This window comes from Pantoea sp. UBA6567 (assembly GCF_002434165.1).
Classification (GTDB): domain Bacteria; phylum Pseudomonadota; class Gammaproteobacteria; order Enterobacterales; family Enterobacteriaceae; genus Pantoea; species Pantoea eucrina.
Genome location: NZ_DJJN01000011.1, coordinates 90,369 through 110,583, shown reverse-complemented (window position 1 = coordinate 110,583; position 20,215 = coordinate 90,369). Strand labels below are relative to the sequence as shown.

Annotated in this window: 22 protein-coding genes and 1 pseudogene; 6 read left to right on the top strand and 17 right to left on the bottom strand. The window is 49.5% G+C overall.

The window, feature by feature from the left end; genetic code table 11:
* Nucleotides 1-4 precede the first annotated feature (4 nt).
* The 15 genes from B4M48_RS16770 to B4M48_RS16700 all read right to left on the bottom strand — a co-directional run bounded on the left by B4M48_RS16770 (nt 5) and on the right by B4M48_RS16700 (nt 12,753).
* Complete coding sequence (locus B4M48_RS16770; RefSeq protein ID WP_166714384.1) at nt 5-2,074, bottom strand: EscV/YscV/HrcV family type III secretion system export apparatus protein; 2,070 nt, start codon at nt 2,072-2,074, stop codon at nt 5-7.
* Between the two features lie 16 nt (nt 2,075-2,090).
* Nucleotides 2,091-3,227: a type III secretion system gatekeeper subunit SctW gene (sctW, locus tag B4M48_RS16765; protein WP_288657339.1), complete on the bottom strand. Its 1,137-nt coding sequence runs from the start codon at nt 3,225-3,227 to the stop codon at nt 2,091-2,093.
* Nucleotides 3,224-4,846 carry a type III secretion system outer membrane ring subunit SctC gene (gene sctC, locus B4M48_RS16760; protein WP_288657337.1) on the bottom strand — a complete coding sequence of 541 codons (1,623 nt, stop codon included), beginning with the start codon at nt 4,844-4,846 and terminating at the stop codon, nt 3,224-3,226. The genes sctW and sctC overlap by 4 nt, the downstream gene beginning before the upstream one ends.
* A 37-nt stretch (nt 4,847-4,883) precedes the next feature.
* A complete protein-coding gene (locus B4M48_RS16755; protein ID WP_288657335.1) occupies nt 4,884-5,366 on the bottom strand; it encodes a helix-turn-helix domain-containing protein in 483 nt (160 codons plus the stop codon).
* Between the two features lie 312 nt (nt 5,367-5,678).
* The gene (locus B4M48_RS16750) at nt 5,679-6,119 is read right to left on the bottom strand and encodes a lytic transglycosylase domain-containing protein (RefSeq protein ID WP_288657333.1); all 441 of its coding nucleotides are present in this window, start codon (nt 6,117-6,119) and stop codon (nt 5,679-5,681) included.
* Between the two features lie 111 nt (nt 6,120-6,230).
* The gene (locus B4M48_RS16745) at nt 6,231-6,638 is read right to left on the bottom strand and encodes a hypothetical protein (protein ID WP_288657331.1); all 408 of its coding nucleotides are present in this window, start codon (nt 6,636-6,638) and stop codon (nt 6,231-6,233) included.
* A gap of 48 nt (nt 6,639-6,686) precedes the next feature.
* Nucleotides 6,687-8,207, bottom strand: a complete 1,521-nt coding sequence (locus B4M48_RS16740) for a winged helix-turn-helix domain-containing protein (RefSeq protein WP_288657329.1) — start codon at nt 8,205-8,207, stop codon at nt 6,687-6,689.
* A 216-nt stretch (nt 8,208-8,423) separates the two neighbouring features.
* Nucleotides 8,424-8,873, bottom strand: coding sequence for a hypothetical protein (locus tag B4M48_RS16735; RefSeq protein WP_288657327.1), 450 nt, complete (start codon nt 8,871-8,873; stop codon nt 8,424-8,426).
* 35 nt (nt 8,874-8,908) lie between these two features.
* Nucleotides 8,909-9,073, bottom strand: a complete 165-nt coding sequence (locus B4M48_RS16730) for a hypothetical protein (RefSeq protein ID WP_288657325.1) — start codon at nt 9,071-9,073, stop codon at nt 8,909-8,911.
* Complete coding sequence (locus B4M48_RS16725) at nt 9,063-9,737, bottom strand: hypothetical protein (protein ID WP_288657323.1); 675 nt, start codon at nt 9,735-9,737, stop codon at nt 9,063-9,065. The genes B4M48_RS16730 and B4M48_RS16725 overlap by 11 nt, the downstream gene beginning before the upstream one ends.
* Nucleotides 9,718-10,266, bottom strand: a complete 549-nt coding sequence (locus B4M48_RS16720) for a hypothetical protein (protein ID WP_288657321.1) — start codon at nt 10,264-10,266, stop codon at nt 9,718-9,720. The genes B4M48_RS16725 and B4M48_RS16720 overlap by 20 nt, the downstream gene beginning before the upstream one ends.
* Nucleotides 10,263-10,988: a type III secretion system inner membrane ring lipoprotein SctJ gene (sctJ, locus tag B4M48_RS16715; protein ID WP_108570323.1), complete on the bottom strand. Its 726-nt coding sequence runs from the start codon at nt 10,986-10,988 to the stop codon at nt 10,263-10,265. The genes B4M48_RS16720 and sctJ overlap by 4 nt, the downstream gene beginning before the upstream one ends.
* Nucleotides 10,989-10,991: 3 nt before the next feature.
* On the bottom strand, nt 10,992-11,282 hold the full coding sequence (gene sctI, locus B4M48_RS16710) for a type III secretion system inner rod subunit SctI (protein ID WP_108570322.1): 291 nt from the start codon (nt 11,280-11,282) through the stop codon (nt 10,992-10,994).
* A 7-nt stretch (nt 11,283-11,289) separates the two neighbouring features.
* Entirely contained in the window at nt 11,290-11,529 is a 240-nt protein-coding gene (locus tag B4M48_RS16705) for a type III secretion system needle complex protein (RefSeq protein ID WP_108570335.1), read from the bottom strand.
* Between the two features lie 66 nt (nt 11,530-11,595).
* Nucleotides 11,596-12,753 (bottom strand): PrgH/EprH family type III secretion apparatus protein, encoded by a 1,158-nt coding sequence (locus B4M48_RS16700; RefSeq protein WP_108570321.1) that lies wholly within the window; start codon nt 12,751-12,753, stop codon nt 11,596-11,598.
* A 219-nt stretch (nt 12,754-12,972) separates the two neighbouring features.
* Between B4M48_RS16700 and B4M48_RS16695 the strand changes: the two genes are divergently transcribed.
* From B4M48_RS16695 to B4M48_RS16685, 3 genes are all read left to right on the top strand, one after another.
* A complete protein-coding gene (locus B4M48_RS16695; RefSeq protein ID WP_108570320.1) occupies nt 12,973-13,536 on the top strand; it encodes a hypothetical protein in 564 nt (187 codons plus the stop codon).
* 288 nt (nt 13,537-13,824) lie between these two features.
* Complete coding sequence (locus B4M48_RS16690) at nt 13,825-15,120, top strand: MFS transporter (RefSeq protein WP_108570319.1); 1,296 nt, start codon at nt 13,825-13,827, stop codon at nt 15,118-15,120.
* 47 nt (nt 15,121-15,167) lie between these two features.
* Nucleotides 15,168-15,932 (top strand): substrate-binding domain-containing protein, encoded by a 765-nt coding sequence (locus tag B4M48_RS16685; RefSeq protein ID WP_369826836.1) that lies wholly within the window; start codon nt 15,168-15,170, stop codon nt 15,930-15,932.
* On the opposite strand, the gene B4M48_RS16680 is transcribed toward B4M48_RS16685, so the two are convergent.
* Entirely contained in the window at nt 15,907-16,806 is a 900-nt protein-coding gene (locus B4M48_RS16680; protein ID WP_040113384.1) for a LysR family transcriptional regulator, read from the bottom strand. The genes B4M48_RS16685 and B4M48_RS16680 overlap by 26 nt on opposite strands.
* A gap of 248 nt (nt 16,807-17,054) precedes the next feature.
* On the opposite strand from B4M48_RS16680, the gene B4M48_RS16675 reads away from it, so the two are divergent.
* Nucleotides 17,055-18,506, top strand: coding sequence for a sugar porter family MFS transporter (locus B4M48_RS16675; RefSeq protein WP_065647936.1), 1,452 nt, complete (start codon nt 17,055-17,057; stop codon nt 18,504-18,506).
* 4 nt (nt 18,507-18,510) lie between these two features.
* Here the strand turns inward: B4M48_RS16675 and B4M48_RS16670 are convergent, their stop codons facing one another.
* The gene (locus B4M48_RS16670) at nt 18,511-18,681 is read right to left on the bottom strand and encodes a DUF2256 domain-containing protein (protein ID WP_071882943.1); all 171 of its coding nucleotides are present in this window, start codon (nt 18,679-18,681) and stop codon (nt 18,511-18,513) included.
* Between the two features lie 188 nt (nt 18,682-18,869).
* Between B4M48_RS16670 and B4M48_RS16665 the strand changes: the two genes are divergently transcribed.
* Nucleotides 18,870-19,466 (top strand): hypothetical protein, encoded by a 597-nt coding sequence (locus tag B4M48_RS16665; protein WP_288657315.1) that lies wholly within the window; start codon nt 18,870-18,872, stop codon nt 19,464-19,466.
* A gap of 129 nt (nt 19,467-19,595) precedes the next feature.
* A pseudogene (locus B4M48_RS16660) lies at nt 19,596-20,215 on the top strand (Rpn family recombination-promoting nuclease/putative transposase); the annotation flags it as partial.

Sequence of the window (20,215 nt, the reverse complement as noted above, 5' to 3'; positions counted from 1 at the left end):
TTTATTACTCCGTTAATTGAATTGTTTTAATCACATCCAGTGAGACACTTTCTGCTATCTCTGAAAAAGAGAGCACTTCGAGATTGCGAAAACGATTTTCCAGGAAACGCTTCATAAAGCGCCGGATATCAACCGAGCACAAAATGACGTAATCCTTTTGCGACATCAGAATTTGCTGCAGCTCGACGGTAATAGTGTCCATCAGCAGTTCAGCTTCTGCAGGAGCCAGGTTGAGAAACGCCCCACCCGATGTGGTGCGAATATTTTGCCGGATGGTGTCTTCAATCTCGCTGGATAACAGCACCGCCCGGATAGTGTTAACCGTGGCAAACTTATGGCTGATGTAGCGGGCAAGGGCACCGCGTATGTGCTCCACCAGCATGATGACGTCTTTTTCCCTGGCGCCCCAGACCGCCAGGGATTCCATGATGAGCTTGGTGTTTCTGACAGAGATCTTTTCACCGAGTAAGCGCTGCATGACTTCTGAAATGCGCTGTATCGTCAGGTGGCGCGTGACCTCTTTAACCAGGTCCGGGAAGCTGCTTTCGAGCTTGTCGATATGGGCTTTGGTTTCCTGTACCCCGAAATACTCATTCACGTTCAGCAGCAGGCTTTGCGTCAGCGAAAAATAGATCTCGTCAACCGCGGTACGGGTAAGAAATCCCAGCCCGGTCAGCTCTTCCCGGTTTTCGGGCGGCGTCCAGAGCGTGTTGTAATCTTTGATGTAATGGATGCCCAGCGTATCAAGCTCGGCTGAGCCATTGATGATTACAACCTTATCAAAATGAATGGAATACTCATCAGCGTGGATTTCATTGATCAGCAGGCTGACTTTAACCGGATTTCCGCCCTCGGTTTTTCTGATCACGATATGCGGCAGATGAATGCCGTAATCCATAAAAAACTGGCTTCGGAAGCGCTCAGAGGCATTTACTTTTTCCAGCAGCGTGTAAAAGTCCGGGCTGACCAGCAGAATAATCGGCACGGTGACCGGCGTGATTTCATCGAGATTTTCAATCAGGCCCAGCTGCGTATCCGCTGAAAAGTCGGGCTGCCGCACCTCTGACGGGTGGAGATAAGTCTCATTGGCGCTGGCCGGCGTGCTTTTCTGCTGCTTGCGCGTCTGCAGATGTTTATGCAAAAACAGCCCGCCGGGAATCAGGGCGAGCAGAATAAAGATTGGTAACGGAAAGCCCGGCGTCAGGCCGATCAATAATGCCAGCAGGGTAGAAATGGCGAGGACATATGGGTTATGCAGCAGCTGCGTCATCATGGTGACGCCCATATTGTTTCCTTCGCCACTGACGCGGGTCACAATGAAGCCGGCGCTGATAGCGATCAGCAGCGACGGGATCTGCGCCACCAGGCCATCACCGATAGTGAGCATCGTGAACGTAGAGAGCGCCGTTGACATATCCATGCCCAGCTGACTGACGCCTACCGCAATACCACCGATAAAGTTGATAAAAATGACGATGATGCCGGCAATGGCGTCACCTTTAATAAACTTCATCGCGCCGTCAAATGAGCCGTAGAGCTGGCTCTCTTTCTCCAGCACGGTACGCCGCAGTGAGGCTTCGTCATTATCAATCGACCCGTTGCGCAGATCCGCATCGATACTCATCTGCTTTCCGGGCATACCATCCAGTGAAAAGCGGGCTGCCACTTCGGCGACACGCTCTGCCCCTTTGGTGATCACCAGGAACTGCACGATGGTGACAATTGAAAAGATCACAAAGCCGACGATCAGATTGTCACCAATAACAAACAGCCCGAAGGTGGCGATGATTTCACCAGCGTCGGCGTCATTGAGGATCAGACGGCTGGTGCTGATTGATAGCGCCAGACGAAAAAGCGTAGTGATCAGCAAAACGGCCGGAAAGGAGGAGAAGTTTAGAATGCGGTCGATATAGAAAGAGGAGAGGAAAACCAGGGCAGAGATAATAATATTCAGCCCGATAAGAAAGTCGACCAGCGCTGTCGGCAGCGGAATAATCAGCATAGTAATAATGGTGATCACCAGCAGCAGAATGAACAGCTCGGGATGTTTTTTAATGTGGTTAAATACGCTCATAAGATGGTCGCCAGAATTAAGGGTGGCCTTCGCTGTTGATCTCAGTTTGATAAAACGACGTGCTTAACTCCGACAGCCGGTCGATAAGCAGTGAACGGTGTTCCGCGCTGTGGTAACAGGCGTGTGCAAACATCGCCAGGCAGCTGCGCAGCCAGCTCAGCGTTTCTGACTGCTGGCGCGGCGTTAATGCAGAAAATGCGTCGCCTGCGGCATCGAGAAATGCCAGACGGAGAAGATCCGGCGTGCGCATGATGGTGAACAGGAAAAAGAGCCAGCGCTCTTCGCTGTGACCGAGTTGTTTCACCGCGCTGCCGGAGAGAAAGCGCCGCATAAACTGACTGTCCGCTGAGCGGATATGCTTAAGCTGCACCAGCTTGCCCAGCAGCATTCTGAACTCATCGCTTTTACAGCTCGGCTCGCTGGCGTCCATATCGGCTGTCAGGGCGGCTTCCATAAAATCCACGATCAGCTCGCGTTTAGCCGCACCAAACAGCGCTACCCACGACTGATAGAGCATCAGTTCATCGGCGTCGCTCTCCAGAAAGTCGCGATACGCCTGACGAATGATGGCAGGCGAAAGCGCGAGTTTTTTTCCGAACATTTTCGCTTTAAGCGCAACGTTGATACCGGCCTTAAGCTGTTTTTCATCTGCTTCTTCTTCCGCCAGCTCCAGCGTCTCCTCCAGCCTTTTTCTTCGGGCGCGGGAGAGCTGGCTGTTGTGCAGCATCTGGCGCAGAACCATGACCAGATCGCTGGGGTCCGGAAACAGCATGCGCATCTGCTGCAGTAAAGAGCGGGCGCTGCTGCGGGCATCCGTATTAAGAATTTTAAATATCTGATCGATCCGGCTGACGTGCTCTTCTTCTTCATCGCCGGAACTGGCGTCCTGCATTACGGCTGCAGCGTCTTCCTGGCTGCCGCGACTGCGCAGCTGCCGGTAACGATTAACCGCGGCAGTGGCTTCATCCAGTGACTCATAGACGCTATCGAGCGTCGCCAGGACATCCTGTGACTCTTTAGCCTCGGCAGAGGTGGCATTATTCTCCACGCCGCGCAGCGAGGCGCCCAGTAAGGCACCTTGCGAAGAGCGACGCGCGGGGTTGAGAGACGCGGTAGCGGACTGCGCGGCGATACTGAGCTGATCGGTACTCATCTGTTATCCAGAAAATTGTTCATCCAGTCAGTGAGTTCGCCGGTATCGCCTTTTTGCCGCGCTTTGGCAAGCAGCGCATTGTCATTTTGCGCGCCATCTACTTCCCGCGGCTGGATAAGGAAGATGCGTACCAGGTTGGCGTTTTTACTGGTGCTGTACTTCATCAGATTGCCAATAAGGGGGATATGCTGCAGCACCGGGATCCCCTCTTTTTCCGCCGACTGCTCATCGCGGGTATAGCCGCCGATCACCAGACTTTTGCCCACCGGCACACGGGCGATGGTGCTGATATTAGTGCGTCCCACCTCGGGCAGCATTTCGCTGTCCTGCTCGCGATACTGATTGCCATCTTCGACATTCAGCATCATTTCAATTTCATTTGTGCCGGAGAAACGCGGTAATACGCTGAGCGAGGTTCCGTAGGTAACGTGCTGCAGCTCTGCGGTCCGCTCGCCCACCACTTTGGTGTAGAAGGTGCGGTTGTTATCAAAAATAGCGGGCACATTTTCCTGCGTCAGGATCATCGGGCGCGAAACAATGTTCGCTTTTTTGTTTTGCGAGAGTGCCATGATGCGCGCCACAAAACTGGCACCATCTACGGTGCTGGAGATGCCGCCATTAAAACTGGCGCCAAAACTGTTGCCCATGGAAAGCGAACCGCTCCATCTGACGCCCAGCTGATCCAGCTGCTCTTTCTGGATATCGATGATCCAGACAGACATTTCGACATGGCGTTTAGGCTTATCCAGCGCATTCACTACCTGCCTGACATGTTCAACCAGCTCGGGCGCTCCTTTAACCAGTACGCTGTTGGTATCGGGATTTGAGACAACCTGAAACTGACGCGATGCAGTGGCCGACGCGGGGAGGGAAGCGGAGGCGGTCAGCTCACCTGGAAAAGGCGGCATAACACGCGCTCCTGCGCCAGGTTCTGTCGCAGGAGGCGCGCCGGGCGCTGACGCGCGCGTGCTGAGCAGTTGCGGTACGGTGCTGCTGTCATTGCTGATAAGGGCACGTATGACGCTGGCCATGCCGGGGATAATTAGCGTTTGATCGCGATATTTAAAGGTGCGATCTTCAGAAAAGCTGTGGCGCAGGGGAATGATGGCCATGCCCGACATATTGCCGCCGGGGACTTCTTTCATATCCATCTGTGCGGCAGCTTTTGCAATGATATCGAGGTAAACCGGCGGCCCGGAAACATAAAATGTCCGGGTGCCTTGTCTGGTCTGTAACGGGAAACGGCGGTCGTAAAGCGAAGACTCAATCAGGAAATTTTTAAATTCATTTACGTTGATCGATTTTAAGGTGATGACGACATTTTTAATTTCACTGGCGTCGTAGATATAGAACGTCTGGCCATCCTGATACCACACCAGCCCCAGCTGAGCAGTAAGCGATTTAAGTAGCTCAAGGGGATTCGCGAGATCAAAGCTGCCGGTAATACGCTTTTTTGATGCCAGCGCAGAGAGCACAACCGGCTTTTTTAACCGGGTCGAGAGCGTTTCAAAGAAAGCCCGCGCATTATCTTTATTAGAAACATATTTTTCACTGGACGTTGCCGTCTGCCCGGAATAAGTCTCTGCTGCAATTGTGCAGGAGAGCGGCAGCAGCAGCATGAAAAGCATACTCCTGCTGAATAACGGAGATTTCATTTTATGATCCATTTTTGATGATCTTGATTAACTCTTTTGGCGGCTTGTTAAACGTATGTTTTACTGCGCTGGAGAAGTGAGAAAGCGAAGAGTAACCGTGGTTAAAGGCAACCATGGTAATGTTTGTTTCGCTGTCAATCATATCCAGCACTGCGCGAATCATGCGCCAGTTAGACATTTCAACTTTTACGGCCTGACCCAGAGCAGCACGCGACAGGCGTCTGAAATGCGCCGTTGATAAGCCATATTTATTGCCTAACTCGATCAGCGTCTTATGCGAACCCTGCTGATTCAGTAAATAATTTACCAGCCGGTAACTCTCGTGATAACGAAACAGGTTCGCAATACAGCTAATGCTCTCGGGGTGATAAGTATTTTGATACAGATACCAGCTCTCAAATGTACGGCTGTTAAATGTCGCCTTATTATCCAGCTGTTTTACGCCATAGCAGATTTCAGCATGATTTTTTTGCGTTTTCAGCATGCTCGCTGCATCGATAAACGCCTGGAGTTTACTGAACTTTCTGAAATGAAGATCCCGCACAAACACCGTGCCGGATAAAACCGTAATGCTGCAATTTATCGCATAAAAAATTATGGGATAATCCTGATTAAAATAAAATTTTTCCGCATCGGCATGACCAGGTTTGATCTGCAAAGCAGCAGGCTGTGTCGAGGCCTGCACCATCCAGAAAAGACACGGGCCGGTTGCATGAATAATCTGACCTGAAAAGTATGAGACGCCGGAGTTATCATTAAACGCTTCGGAAGAGTGCTGTGACATTCTGTTCATATTTCACCTCATATTCTCTTCATAGGCTTGCCAGACTTTATAGGCATATCGGAATCTGAGCAGGCGTCTTTTGGCTGAGGTTCCAGCGTTATATGCGCCGACGGCCTCCCAGGTATAACCATATTTATTGATCATATGTTGTAAAATAGAGGCACCCGTCATGACTGACAGGCAGGCATCAGTCAGTAATGCCTCTTCTGATATTCCCTTTTTTTTGAGTTCGGGCAGATGGATGCTGTTGATCTGCATCAGGCCTATATCGTATGAGCCATTAGCATTGATATTCACAGCATTTGTCTTCATGCCTGACTCAACCTGCGCAATCGCTTTGAGCAGTGCAGGTTCAATGCGGTATTTTTCGGCTGCCTGGTGCCAGCACATAGCCTGCGCACTGCTGCAACAGAAAATCAGACCGGGAAATATCAGGCTTAACAAGCCTTTCATAATAACAATCGACCAGGTAGCTAACAGAGTAATAGTATGGCAGAGGCAGTAACAGGGAGCATGATGGCAATATAATCAAAAGATAACCATTGCTGATGCTGCATAAATGCGTCAATCATCAAACTGCGCCAGAAGCACTGCCTTATCCGTTGAATGATGAAAGGTTATGCGCGCATTTGCATCGATATCGTGTAAAAATTCGAAGTTAAAATAGTTGCCTTTCTCATCCTGCGGATTGATAAAATTCTCCGGAACGCCATGTGCCGCCATCGCCTGAGAAAAATCGCTGAATATATCCTCTGCATCCATATCTCTCTCATCCAGGAGATTATCGTGATTAATAAAATTGAGGATCTCCTGACGGTCAAACACAAAGTTCATCAGGCAGATAGCCAGCCTGCGCTGAACGTTTGAAAGCGGCACGCTGATGCTGAGATGATGAATGATTAGCGTACTGGATACCAGGTCCAGCGTCATAAGCGTTAGCGAGTTGCACTGTATTATTCTAAAATTTTTCAAAATAGACTCCTGCCGTTGCAAACGTTAATCCCTGCCGGTTTTCCATGGTTACGATACAGAATAGAGATACCTGACTTTCCCCATCAGATATGAGTTTTGTGGTGCATTGAAGTGTTCCGGGCAGTAGGTCGCCCGGGTCAGCGCCGCTGAAATCTGGTTCGATGCCTTAACGTAACATGAATTGACAAATGAAGATTTTCTGTGCTTTTCCAGCTGTTTCAGGGTGGAGCTTGCCGCCAGCAAATTCCCTGCTTCTGAAAACATCTTGATACGCAAACATTTGACAATGACTCTGCACACCGGATCGTCACCCATAAGATCAGGTTCTGTTTTAATAGCCTGATCAAATTTACATTGCTTATAAAGAACAATCATTTTCAGAACGCGATAAACAGGGTTGTGCTTATCGAGCATAATAGCCATGTCGATAGATTGCATTGCCGGCGCATACTTTTTAATTTTAATTAACAGGCATGAGTAGTAGAAGTAGATATCTGCAGAGCAGGCATCAAGCATCATGGCAACTTCAAACAGTGACTCTTTTTGACAGTCAGATATGTCACTTCTGTGAATGGTTTTGATTGCCAGCGCCAAAGCATTTGTGGCGTCGCTTTCCAGCAGGCGCTGTGCATAATCGGTAATTTTCTGTGTGACATAGGCGTTTTCCGGATTTTCAATGAACTCCAGCAGTGCGTACCGGTTCGCCAGAAAGTAAAACTCCTTCGGAGAAAGATCGTACTGAGTATCAAGTTTTTTGACAAGATCGTTAAATGAGAGAGAGAACATATTGATATTGGAGAGCGGAGAGGGGCAGGCTGAATAATATGATCCTGCTTCCGGCCGCGATGCGATGTTTAGTCTCTTCAGCATTCTGACAATGCCCCGGCTGACGTTAATCAGATTTATCGTGTTATCCATGCTGAGTATTACCGTTCTGCGTGCCAGCACAGCCATCGTCGCACTGTCTATCAGTTCAACGCGAATAATTGAAACATTGTTGGCGATAATTTCATTGCCGGTAATAAAATAGTTTACGCCAGCCTGTTTGAGGTCGGTAAATGTGGTATTGATATTTTTACTGTTGATAGTCAGTGCGGAAGGGCAAAATGTCACGCCGCACTCGCTGTTAAAATATTCATGCTGGCTCATCAGGTAGTCAAATATGATGAAGGATTTATCGCTGTTCTGCATGTTAAAAGGAAAAACAGCCAGTGTAAATTCATCCGCAGCAATATTATCTTCTGTGGTGGCTGGCTGCTCCCGGCTGACTCTGGAAACGGATTTTACAAAACGATAGCCTTTACCATAAATTGTGCTGATAAAGATATTGTCAGTTGTTTCTCCAAGAATCCTCCTTATTACATAAATACATCTTGCCAGCGATTCATCTGACACACATCCACCAAACCATACATTAGCTATAATCTCATCTTTGGAAATTATCTCTCCGGTATGCGTAACTAAAAGGTGCAGCACTGCCAGCTCTTTTGGTGGAATAGAAACGGGCTTTCCTCTGATAAATAATGAGTCTTTGTTAATTGTGAATTCATCAAAATGATAGTTGAACATGATGTTTACCTGACAGCATAGAGTAGTAAATCAAGCATTTAGGGATAATGGTGCCAATGTATCATGCTGATTTTTACCAATACAGAGCAGTGCCGCAGTGAAAAACGCCATCAGGTTTTGTTAACAGACTAATACATTGCTTAACAAACCAATTTCTGAAGCCTTAATAATATCTTTTAATATCGATTTCACAAAAATCATCGTTTAATAATATCTTTAAAGCGCGGCTGCATCGACTATCATGGGACAATGCAGATAACTGGCCATTGCATTTTGCCACTGCAGGTTACTGGCGCTGCCTGGCGCGCGGGACTCGACGCGGCTGCACAACAGACGCAGATCCGCCGGATTTTTCATCCAGGCGTTGACGGCTTTCCAGAGTTCAGTTTTTTCTTCGGGCTGGAGCTGGTTCAGCACATTGCTCAGTAATGTCTTATGCCGATGCGTGCTCGCTTCGCCAGGGTGTTTTTGAGCGTCATACCAGGTTGTTGTGCCGCCCAGGCCGTATAACAGCGAAGCTTCGGTATAATTCTTTGCATGTACGCATTTCAGCATTGCATCGTAATAAGCCTCTGCACTTACGGCAGTTGATACCGCAGTGCATGTGGCGCGATCGCTTTTATTGTTTATAAGGCTGCATCCTGTGAGCAGCAGTAAAAATCCCATCGTCAGTATCAGCCGTATCACTGATTGTGTCCGGGTTACCATTCTGTATTATCCTCTTCAGTCAGCCCATCTGAGCTTAAAACGCGACTGCGCCATTCATTCATCATCAATTCGAACATAAATTCTTCGGTTGAAGAGGGGGTAGCATCCTCTTTTTCCGGGGGAACGGTGGCTGCTGCAGGCAGGTTTTCAATTTTCATCTTCTTCTCCAGGGGTAAGGCTTGAACGAAGCGCGTTATATTGCTCGTTCATCGTCTGGTTAACCTCTTCAGCTTTTTCATTTACAGAAGCAGAGGCGTGTATAAATTCATCAATCAGCTTTTCGTGAAATCGGGCTATATCAATACAAAAAATCTGATCGCCACTTTCGGCGATAACCGTATTGTCATCATGACAGGCTACCGCCAGGATTTTATTCCCCTGCTGCAGCTTTTCCTGAAGGTCATGAGGTTGCACCTCCAGCGACGCCGGGATTAGCAGACGGATAGTTTTATCTGTCTGTTGATTAGCCCAGCGGGTTAACTGCTGCGTGATAATCTCTTCCGAACCCACTATTTTGCTCAGTGTTTCACTGAGGTCATGTTTAAGCGTGCTGACCAGGTGCGCTTTCGCCATTTCAAGGCTGCAGAGGTAGCCACCGATGATATCCAGTGAAGCGGTAATACCTCGGTTGTAGCCATCTGTTAACGCCTGCTGAAAAGCAGTGTCAGCCGCTTTATCTGCAGCCTGTATCATTTTCTTTGCTCTGTTTTCAGCCTGCGAAACAATGTTCCGGCTTTTTTGCAACTGATGAATGTACTCCGCTGTAAGCAGCGTTCCCTCAATCGCTTTATCATGACGGTAATTATCTTTGCTTAATGACATGTTGTTGCGCCAGAATAAAAAGTTGCATGTTAAATTCAACTTCCGGAAGCAGGCACGCATTTTGGCGCTTAGCAAACAGCAGCGTAATCATATTTACCTGCTCTTCCGGAATAACCCTTTTCAGTGACAGCACTTCGCTATATGTCAGATCGTCCAGCGTTAAGCGGGAAGCTAAATGCTGCTTCTCTGCTGAGGTTATTCCGGTGCTAAGTTTCATAAATGAAGTGACAACGCCAGGTATTGTCCGGTAATCAGTTTGCAGGAGATAGCGGCGATTGCGCTGCGCAGCCATACAGGAAAATATTACCGGCAGCGCTTCCCAGTGTCGGAATAGCTGTTTCTCAAACGCTGTTAAATCAGGTGTTTCATGACATGCGTTAATGTCGTACGTGGCCGCCAGCCAGCTATTTATTATTCCCCGGCAGGTAGCAGAAGCGGGAAGGGGACCCCGCGGTCGTTTATCGTGATGTATCCAGCTGAGCGGGTTAGAATAGATCGCTTTGATATGTTTCAGCTCAGTATGGTTCATTGCAGCGCTCTGGACTCTTTACGTTTTTTCAGCAGCCACAGTCCGGCCATTATTACAATCAGCATTATGATGAGCATCGCTCCGCTGGCAGCTGAGATAATTTTAAAGCCTGTCTTACGCGGCGTTGGCGATAGCGGACTGATCTCCTCTATTTTCGTAAGAATGACAGAGATGTTGTCATAGCTGACTTCATTAAAACTGTTTTTAAGAAGCCTTTTCGCGTTTGTTAACAGCACCTCTTTATCAGCTATATCCTGATCGTGTTTCAGCAGTGCTGCAATATGCACCGGCACAGGCTTTGAGGTGGAATCAATATTACTGACGTTGTAAGAGACATGAACACTGGCTGAAACAATGTTTTGCATCTGTGCCAGCGTGTGTTCAAGCCTCTGTTCTATCGCTGAATAGATCTTCGCCACTTCGGCTCGCGGAGATGAGACGAGAGAGTCGGACGGAAAATAGTCCGCTATCTGATTTCGGGCGCGCGAAGGAAGATCGTATTGCGTGACAATATCGACGGCGTAAGAGAAATCCTCATTGCTGACCAATACGCTAAAGCCTTCCTTTTGCTTTGGGCTTTTCTTCACGTCGATATTGTTTTTCTGCAATACGGCAACAACTTCGTTTGCCTGTTCCTGATTAAGGCCTTCGAGTAACGTCTCTTGCTTGCACCCGGTGATTAAAAAGGTAATCGCAATTAGAAGTAACGTAGATTTTTTCATTTTTTATGAGCGCAACAGTGTATCGACGGTGTTAACAGCTTTGCGCGTCAGCGCTGAGATCATGGAGATGTCAATGTTATATTGCTGAACCCGTTTCTGATATTCAAACAGCTTTTCCGGATCCGTACTGTTTACCGGATTAGCAATGCTTTCCAGCACGTCGCTTTTCTCCAGATAAGATTCAGCCATGAGTTTAGAAAGCGCGTTCTTCATCACATCGTCAATCGAGGTGTTGAGGCTTTGTGCATCAGTCTCAGCAGAGAATGAGACCGGGCTGATTTTGGCAATGTCCATGTTTCACCTATCGATAGTTGGCCACAATGGCTGCAGCAACATCTTTATATGTTTTGACAACGTTCGACTGTGCATTTCGGTACAACGTATATTCCGATAACGCAGCCTGATACGCAGCAAGGAGCTGGGAGTTGGACGGGTCTTTCTGCAACTCTTCCAGCGCTTTGGTCAGTCGTGCATTCAAATCGGTTACTCCGGTATCAAAAGAGCCTGACAGGTCAGTCAGAAAACCGTTCCAGTCGGGCAAGCTGTGCATACTGTTATTAAAATCTTTCATTTTTTCTCCATGAAGCTAACTGTGTTGTGGGGTAATTTATTGGCTTTTATTCGGGAAAAACCAGTGGGAGGTTGACATTTTGACAAAGCCCTCCTTGCCATAAATATATGATTTATCCCGAAGCCATTCATCGCTTAGCGTAATCACAATCTGAACGTAGTCAGTTTTCCAGCGCTGATTAAAATCTTTAATTTGCGTTTGTAGCAGCAGCAGCTCATTGTCATTTCGCTCGCCATAAAGACTGAGCGAAACATTATCTTTATTGTTTATTACGTCATACTTTTGCGTGACTTTGCTGACAGCGTCTATCGCATCCTGAACCACAGCCTGATCGCTGATATAGTGAAAACTGACATTTTTAATATAGGAAAAAGCGTCTGTTGCCCGCAGCGTTACCTTTTCACTCTGTTGCGGAGAAATAATCTGGCTACGTTCGCTGCTGGACGTGATGCGGACCGTGCCTGCGTTATCAAGATTCAGCGCATGAACTTTTTGATCTGGACTGTTCGTTTTAAACCATAAGTATATTTTTTCTTCTTCTTTATTTTTGTCCAGAACAAACAGCTTTTGCTCAAGGTCTGTTTTTTTGCGTAGCGCCTGCGTGAGCCACACCTGATGCTGATGACTCCCGGCAAGGATATAATGCTGTTTGTCTTTACCCTCTACGACCACGACTTCAGGGAAATCCGCAGCAACGACGGCTCGGATTTTTTTACTCCGTCTCTGATCGTTGTCCATGCTGAACAGCATAATGCTAAGCGCGATGATGGAGAGCACCCCTATGCTCAGCATTGCGGTAACGGCGACGCTGCGCTTCTTTAGGGCAGGCTTTTTTTTCAGCGCTTTGATATCCCACTCTTCGCCGGGAAGCTTAATCGCAAACCTGACGCCGCAGGCTTCCGTTTCCTGATTACCGGATAAGGGCTGTTCGCTGCCTTGTTCGCTGGTAAAAAAGATTGCGCTTTTGGTTTCATCAACGCGAAGAAGGAAATGACTTAGCGTATTACCGTACGGTACAACGATCTGATCATATTCACTTTCGTTATCGAAAATCTCCTCCTCCGGACCAACAAGTATCCGGGTGATGCCCGCTTTTAGCTCATATTCACAACCCGAAAGAGGGGTATTCAAAAAGCGAAGGGTACATTCCGGATGTGTATCGGCCAGGTCGCCTGTTTCATTCTGATATGCCATGATCACCAACTGAATTACTTTTCTGTTTACCAGCCTAAGTCTGTTTACGATTCAGTGATTGATGGAATTATAATGAATGTTGATTTTGAGCGGTCACCCGTTGATGGCTGAGGGTAAAGCGCAGGCTTTTTCAGGTAATGAGCGATTTGTTGTAGCAGAATCACTAATAAGTCATTCAGAGTATTCGCGTCTTCTCTCTCCCCCAGCCTTAGTGACGACATGAATGATAAAACGTTATTCCGAATCGAGCTGGTTAAAATCTTCATTTCTATTGCGGTGCCGGTGGTGATCTGTCTGCTGGCGTGGTCATTTCAGAACGCGCTGTTTGAGAAAAAGCTCAGTAATCATATTGAATATAAAAAAGAAATCTCAGCGCTGATGCTGAGAACAGAGGTGTTCAGCCAGGTTAGAGAACCGCTCAACACGATTTATGCGTATATCGAACAGGTGGGCGACTGGGATCAATACAGCGCGCAGGAGATCAAAGACGCGCGCAGATATATACATAAGATTATGTATCCAAACCGGCATGTCTGGTCGGAAAACACCTTTGATCTCTATCTGAAGTATATGGATAACACCGCCTTTTACTCTGCCGGTAAGAGCGGAGCAAAAATTAACGCCCGGATCAACGAGCAGCGTACCCATGCTGCCGGATGGTCAGATGCAGATCGGAAACTGCTTTCAGGCGTCAGGCATCCCGAGCATAAAAAAACGTATGACAGGCTGATGAATGCGTTTGCCTGCGATATGGCGCTGCCGGAAGTTAAGCAGATGCCATGAAGCAGCCTGCATTACGCTCATCCTGTTGATAAGACCACGCAGGGCGCCAGCAACACACTTGAAGCTGGTCACAAAGCTGATGTGTCACCATTCAGCCTGAATATTCCTGACATGATGCTTACATATATTTAACAACCTAATATATAAACTGATTTTCAGCTTCGGGTCTGTATTAATGCATGTAACGCATCAGTGCATGAGTTTATTGCACTTATTAACTCTATTTTTCTGATCCAGTCTTTCGTGACAGGCGCAACGATAAAGCGCCCATGACAACTGGAGATTCTGATGCATTCCTCTACCTCACCCATGACTACCCGTTCGCGTATCAGTGCCATACTGCGCGTGACATCCGGTAACTTTCTGGAGCAGTTCGATTTTTTTCTCTTTGGCTTCTACGCCACCTATATCGCCCATACCTTTTTTCCGGCCAGCAGTGAGTTTGCCTCACTGATGATGACCTTTGCCGTCTTTGGCGCCGGTTTTCTGATGCGTCCTATCGGCGCCATTGTACTTGGCGCGTACATCGACAAAGTGGGCCGTCGTAAAGGGCTTATCGTCACGCTCTCTATCATGGCGGCGGGCACATTCCTGATTGTACTGATCCCCTCTTATCAGAGTATCGGCCTCTGGGCACCCCTGCTGGTGCTGACCGGCCGTCTGCTGCAGGGTTTTTCAGCAGGCGCTGAGCTGGGCGGTGTTTCGGTCTATCTTGCTGAAATTGCCACGCCGGGCCGAAAAGGGTTTTACACCAGCTGGCAGTCTGGCAGCCAGCAGGTTGCCATTATGGTTGCAGCCGCAATGGGCTTTGCCCTGAACGCTGCGCTGGAGCCGGGTGAAATCAGCAGCTGGGGCTGGCGTATCCCGTTCCTGTTTGGCTGCCTGATCGTGCCGTTTATCTTTATTCTGCGTCGCAAGCTGGAAGAGACGCAAGAGTTTACCGCGCGCCGTAAACATCTGGCGATGGGTGAGGTATTTAAAACGCTGCTGAGCAACTGGCCGGTTGTGATTGCGGGCATGCTGATGGTGGCGATGACCACTACCGCGTTCTATCTGATCACGGTTTACGCGCCCACCTTCGGCAAAAAAGTATTGATGCTCAGCGCATCAGACAGTCTGCTGGTCACGCTGCTGGTGGCCATTTCTAACTTTCTCTGGCTGCCGGTGGGCGGTGCCCTGTCTGACCGCTTTGGCCGTAAGCCAGTGCTGGTCGCGATGACGCTGCTGGCGCTGGCAACCGCTTACCCGGCGCTGACCATGCTGGCGGCGGCACCGAGCTTCTCTATGATGCTGACGGTACTGCTGTGGCTCTCCTTCATTTACGGCCTCTATAACGGCGCTATGATCCCTGCTCTGACTGAGATCATGCCAGCCGAAGTGCGCGTGGCGGGCTTTTCACTGGCTTATAGCCTGGCGACCGCGGTCTTTGGCGGCTTTACGCCGGTTATCTCCACTGCGCTGATTGAGTATACCGGTGATAAAGCGTCGCCAGGCTACTGGATGAGCTTTGCCGCAATTTGCGCGCTGCTCGCCACGCTCTATCTCTATCGTCGTCGCGCACTGACGCTGCAAACCGCACGTTAACAGGGAATGAAATAATGTATAAACCGATTCTGAGCCTTACTGCAATCATGCTCGCTTCGTTCAGCACCAGCGTGCTGGCGCAGGATGTCAGCGTGATGATCTCCGGCGGCTTTAAAGCTGCACTGGAAAAACTGGCACCCGTCTATGAAAAACAGAGCGGTAACCATCTGGTAGTTATCCCCGGCCCCTCTATGGGGAAGACGCCGCAGGCCATCCCGAACCGCCTGGCGCGCGGTGAACAGGCTGATGTGGTGATTATGGTCGGTGATGCGCTGACGCATCTGCAGCAGGATAAGCGCATTGCCGCCGGCACCCGCCAGGAGCTGGCAGACTCGCCGATTGGTATCGTGGTAAAGCAGGGCGATCCGCTGCCGGCGATTAAAACCGATGCTGAGCTGCGTACGACACTGCTTAGCGCAAAGTCTGTCGCCTATTCAGACAGCGCCAGCGGCCGCTATGTCAGTAATGAGCTGTTTAAAAAGCTGGGGATCGATCGGGAGATGCAGACAAAAGCGCAGATGGTGGAGCGCATTCCGGTCGCCTCGCAGGTGGCGCAGGGACGTTACGCCATTGGCTTCCAGCAGGTCAGCGAGCTGCTGCCGGTGCCGGGTGTCAGTTTTGCCGGTGAGCTGCCGGCAAATGTGCAGTACATTACCCGCTTCGCCGGCGCGGTAACGGTAAACGCGCAGCATCCCGATGAAGGTAAAGCGCTTCTGAGTTTCCTGGCCTCTCCGCAGGCGCAGAAAATTGTGACCGCAACCGGTATGCACAGCGTAACCGCGACCGCTAAGCAGGGTGATACTGTTCAGTAATGAGCTTCTCCAGCTCGGCGGCAACGTATGACTGAATACGGCCACGACGGCGAATCAGACCCACGGATCGGGTCACCACCGGATGCGTCAGCGGTATCTGCGCCAGTAAGGAGTGCCCTGAGGAGGGCATCGACATCGCCGGCACTGCCGCAATACCAATGCCCGCCTCGACCATGCCTAACAGGGTAGTGACGTGGCGCGTTTCACAGATGCTGGGCCGGGCCGGAATGATATGCGCCAGCGCCTGGTCGAGCAGGGAGCGGTTACCTGATACCTTATCCAGCCCGATATACTCCTGCTGAAAATACTCCTCCCAGCTCAGTGATGATCGGCGCGTCAGCGGGTGATCGTGCCGGCAGGCCGCAACATACACATCCTCTTCCAGCGGTAAAAATTCAATGGCCGGCGGCAGGCTTTTCGCAAAACAGATCCCGAAATCCGCCTGGCCGCTGCTGACCGCCTCAATAACATTGCCCACGCTACTGTCGATAATTTTGACCCGCACCCGCGGATAGCGTGCGCGAAAGCGCCGGATCACTTCAGGCATAAAGTAGTACGCAGCCGAAGGCACTGTCGCGACCGTCACCAGACCGGTGCGCTCCTGGCTTACCTGATTGATGTCAGCCAGTACCGCTTCCACGTTTGCCAGCAGCTGTTCAGATCGCTCAGCAAAGCTCTGGCCATAGAGCGTCAGCGTAACGCGACGCGTTGTGCGGTCAAAAAGCCGCGTGCCGAGCGCCGCTTCCAGTTTTTCAATCCGGCGGCTCAGCGCAGATTGCGACAGGCAGATCGACTCTGCTGCCAGGCGAAAGTTGCCATATTCCACCAGCGCGCGGAACGCATAGAGGTCATTAAGATCAAAATTCACGGGCATCAGGCGGCATCCTTTCAGGCAGTGCAGGGTAAGGTATCGGCCGGCACGGGCGTACCGGAAACGGATACAGCAATATGATTGCGCCCGGCTTACAGAGGCAGACGGCATACCTTACTGGTTTAGTACCGGGGACCCGCTGCTTTTAACGAATTATGTGATTCAGATCCCATTCCGAAAATCGCTCCTATACTCATACCTTTCTTTACACAGCAACGTGCTGTGTGTGCCATTTAAACAGGGATGCAGCTATGCAAAACTCTTCTCAGGACTCGCCGGACGACGGCGGCGCGCTTAATTTCACCGTTCAGCAACGACTGTTTTTTGTGGTGCTGGTGGCCACAATGGGAGCCCTCGCATACGGCTATGACACCGGAATTATTTCCGGCGCACTGCCCTATATGACACTACCTGCCGCACAGGGCGGGCTTAACCTTACGCCTTTTACCGAAGGGCTGGTGACATCCTCACTGACGTTTGGCTCCGCGGTGGGGGCGTTTCTCAGCGGTTACGTTTCCGATCGCTTTGGCCGCCGTATTACGCTGCGCAGTCTGGCGCTGCTGTTTGTCGCCGGCGCTTTTGGTACCACGGTGGCGCCCGATATCGAAATCATGGTGGTGATGCGGTTTATACTCGGCATCGCCGTGGGCGGCGGTTCATCGACCGTGCCGGTGTTTATCGCTGAGATCGCCGGACCCAAGCGTCGTGCGCCGCTGGTAAGCCGCAATGAGCTGATGATTGTTTCAGGCCAGCTGCTGGCTTATATCGTCAGCGCGGCAATGAGTCTGCTGCTGCACGATCCGAAAATGTGGCGCTATATGCTGGCGCTGGCAATGGTACCGGGCGTACTACTGTTTATCGGCACTTTCTTTGTCCCGGCGTCGCCGCACTGGATGGTCGCGGAGGGCCGCCTCAGTGAAGCGATGCGCATCATGCGTAAGCTGCGCGAAAACCCGCGCGAAATTAAAGCTGAAATGAAAGAGATGCGCGAAAACGCCCGTATGGCACGACAGGGGCCGGCGGCGCGTGAACTGCTGAAAGAGAAGTGGATTGTTCGTCTGCTGCTGATGGGCTGCGGCATGGGTATTGTGCTGCAGTTTACCGGCGTAAACGCCTTTATGTACTACACGCCGATTATCCTGAAGAGCACCGGCATGGGAACCAGCGCCTCGATTGCTGCGACCATTGGCAACGGTGTGGTTTCCGTACTGGCGACGTTTGCCGGTATCAAGGCAATCAGCCACTTTGGCCGACGCAAAATGCTGATGACCGGGTTATGTATTGTGATTGCAATGCAGCTGGCGCTGGGCGCGGTGCTGGTGTTTATGCCGAACAGCATGACGCAGAGCCTGCTGGCGCTCGCCTGTATCCTGGTATTCCTGTTTTTTATGCAGATGTGCATTTCACCGGTTTACTGGCTGCTGATGTCAGAACTCTTTCCAATGCAGGTACGCGGCGTATTGACCGGTTCGGCGGTGGCTTTTCAGTGGATCTGTAATGCGGCAGTGGCCTTTGCCTTTCCGCCTCTGCTGTCGCTGGTGGGTAACAACGCCTTCTTTATATTTGCCGCTATCAACGTGGGTTCGCTGATTTTTGTTGCGCTGGTTCTGCCGGAAACGCGCGGCAAGTCGCTGGAGCAGATTGAAGCGCATATGCGGGAACGGTTTGGTGACAAGCGCCAGGAAACGGCGCCTGCAAACTAACCCCTTATGACTCTGCTGCTGTCCGTGCCGCTTTCGCGGCGCGGCGGCAGCGTTCAGAGCAGTACTGTACCTCGTCCCAGTTTTTCTCCCACTTTTTGCGCCACGTCATGGGTTTGTGACACTGTTTACAGTAGCGCACAGGCAACGCCTGTTTGTTACCTTTAAAATCTTTCACGCGTGATCTCCCCGTAATCAACCTCAACTTCGCTGACAGCTATTAATCCGACCTTTAGCCAATGAAACGTCAGATATATTTAATTTTTAATCATAGTAACCATGACTGCAAATGCGAATCTTTGATTGAATTTTGAAAGAAGAAAAAGAGGGAAAATGATTAAATTATTGCTTTGATCAGGAGAGAACATGTTAACCGTTAATAGCATTAAATCGGAAAGTAAGCAGGGCGTGGAGTTGTTTTATTTCGGTTCTGGCGAGGTTGCCGCGATGTCCCGTGATATTAAACGCATTTCAAATGAAAGTAAAAACTCAAAGTATGATGCAGGCCCTGTTGTCAGAAAAAATGAAATTGAAGTGCTAAACCCACTTTATGAGAGTTGCAGAGTTGAGGCAGAGTCATCATTGTATGATAGTGCTTCTGTAGAAAATTACCGCATTACATATGGTGAATATCACAAACCCAGTGAAGCCAAAATTATAAATAGAGGTGATGAAATAATTGAGATTAAAGAAATTGTTGAAAGAGTTAATTCCGGCATTGAATTCTTTCCCAGCATCCATGCTTTTGCTCAAGATATCTTCGAGGCTAAATTCAAAGTTGAACAATTAGCTGGTACTTCAGAAGTATTTCCTTCACCCCCGGGGTATTTTATAGAGCCACATGAACTAAACCCAAGAAATTCCATTCTTATACCGGAAAGCTATTTATTTAAACTAATGACTTCTCTTAATAATTTTTGCGAAAAACTAAGCTTATCAAACGATGTGCAACATTCAGCTTAATGTATTTCAATAATGACTGGCAGGCTGAAAAAGTAAATCATGCCTGCTGAATTTATTTTTTTCATCGTCTGCTTTGATTGAGGCCTCAGTAATATCATTGAAGCTCAGGGAAAATGCTCAGGTGACGCAATGAAGAATAACAGCACGCCTACACCGCATAATGCGGTCTTCAAAACATTTCTTTCCCACCCACAGACTGCGCGGGACTTTATGACGCTACATCTGCCGCCTGCGCTGCTCGCGATTTGCGACCTTGCGACGCTCAGGCTGGAGTCTGGAAGTTTTGTTGAAGATGACCTGCGTTCTTACTATAGCGATGTACTGTACTCGCTAAAAACCCAAAAAGGTGACGGGTATGTCCATGTCCTGATTGAGCATCAAAGCTCGCCGGACAGACATATGGCGTTCCGCCTGATGCGTTATGCCGTAGCAGCGATGCAACGTCATCTTGACGCCGGGCATAACGCTTTGCCGCTTGTCATTCCTGTATTGTTTTATCAGGGTAAGCGCAGCCCCTATCCTTACAGCATGAACTGGCTGCAGCTTTTCAGCGAATCAAAGATAGCAACAACGCTCTATAGTAGCGGATTCCCGTTGGTGGATTTAACTACAATCCCTGATGAAGAAATTATGCAACATCGGAGTATGGCCGCACTAACCCTGCTACAAAAGCATATTCGCCGGCGCGATTTGAAAGAGGTGCTGAACCAGCTGGCTCTGCTAATGGCCGCGGAATTCATGACCGGACA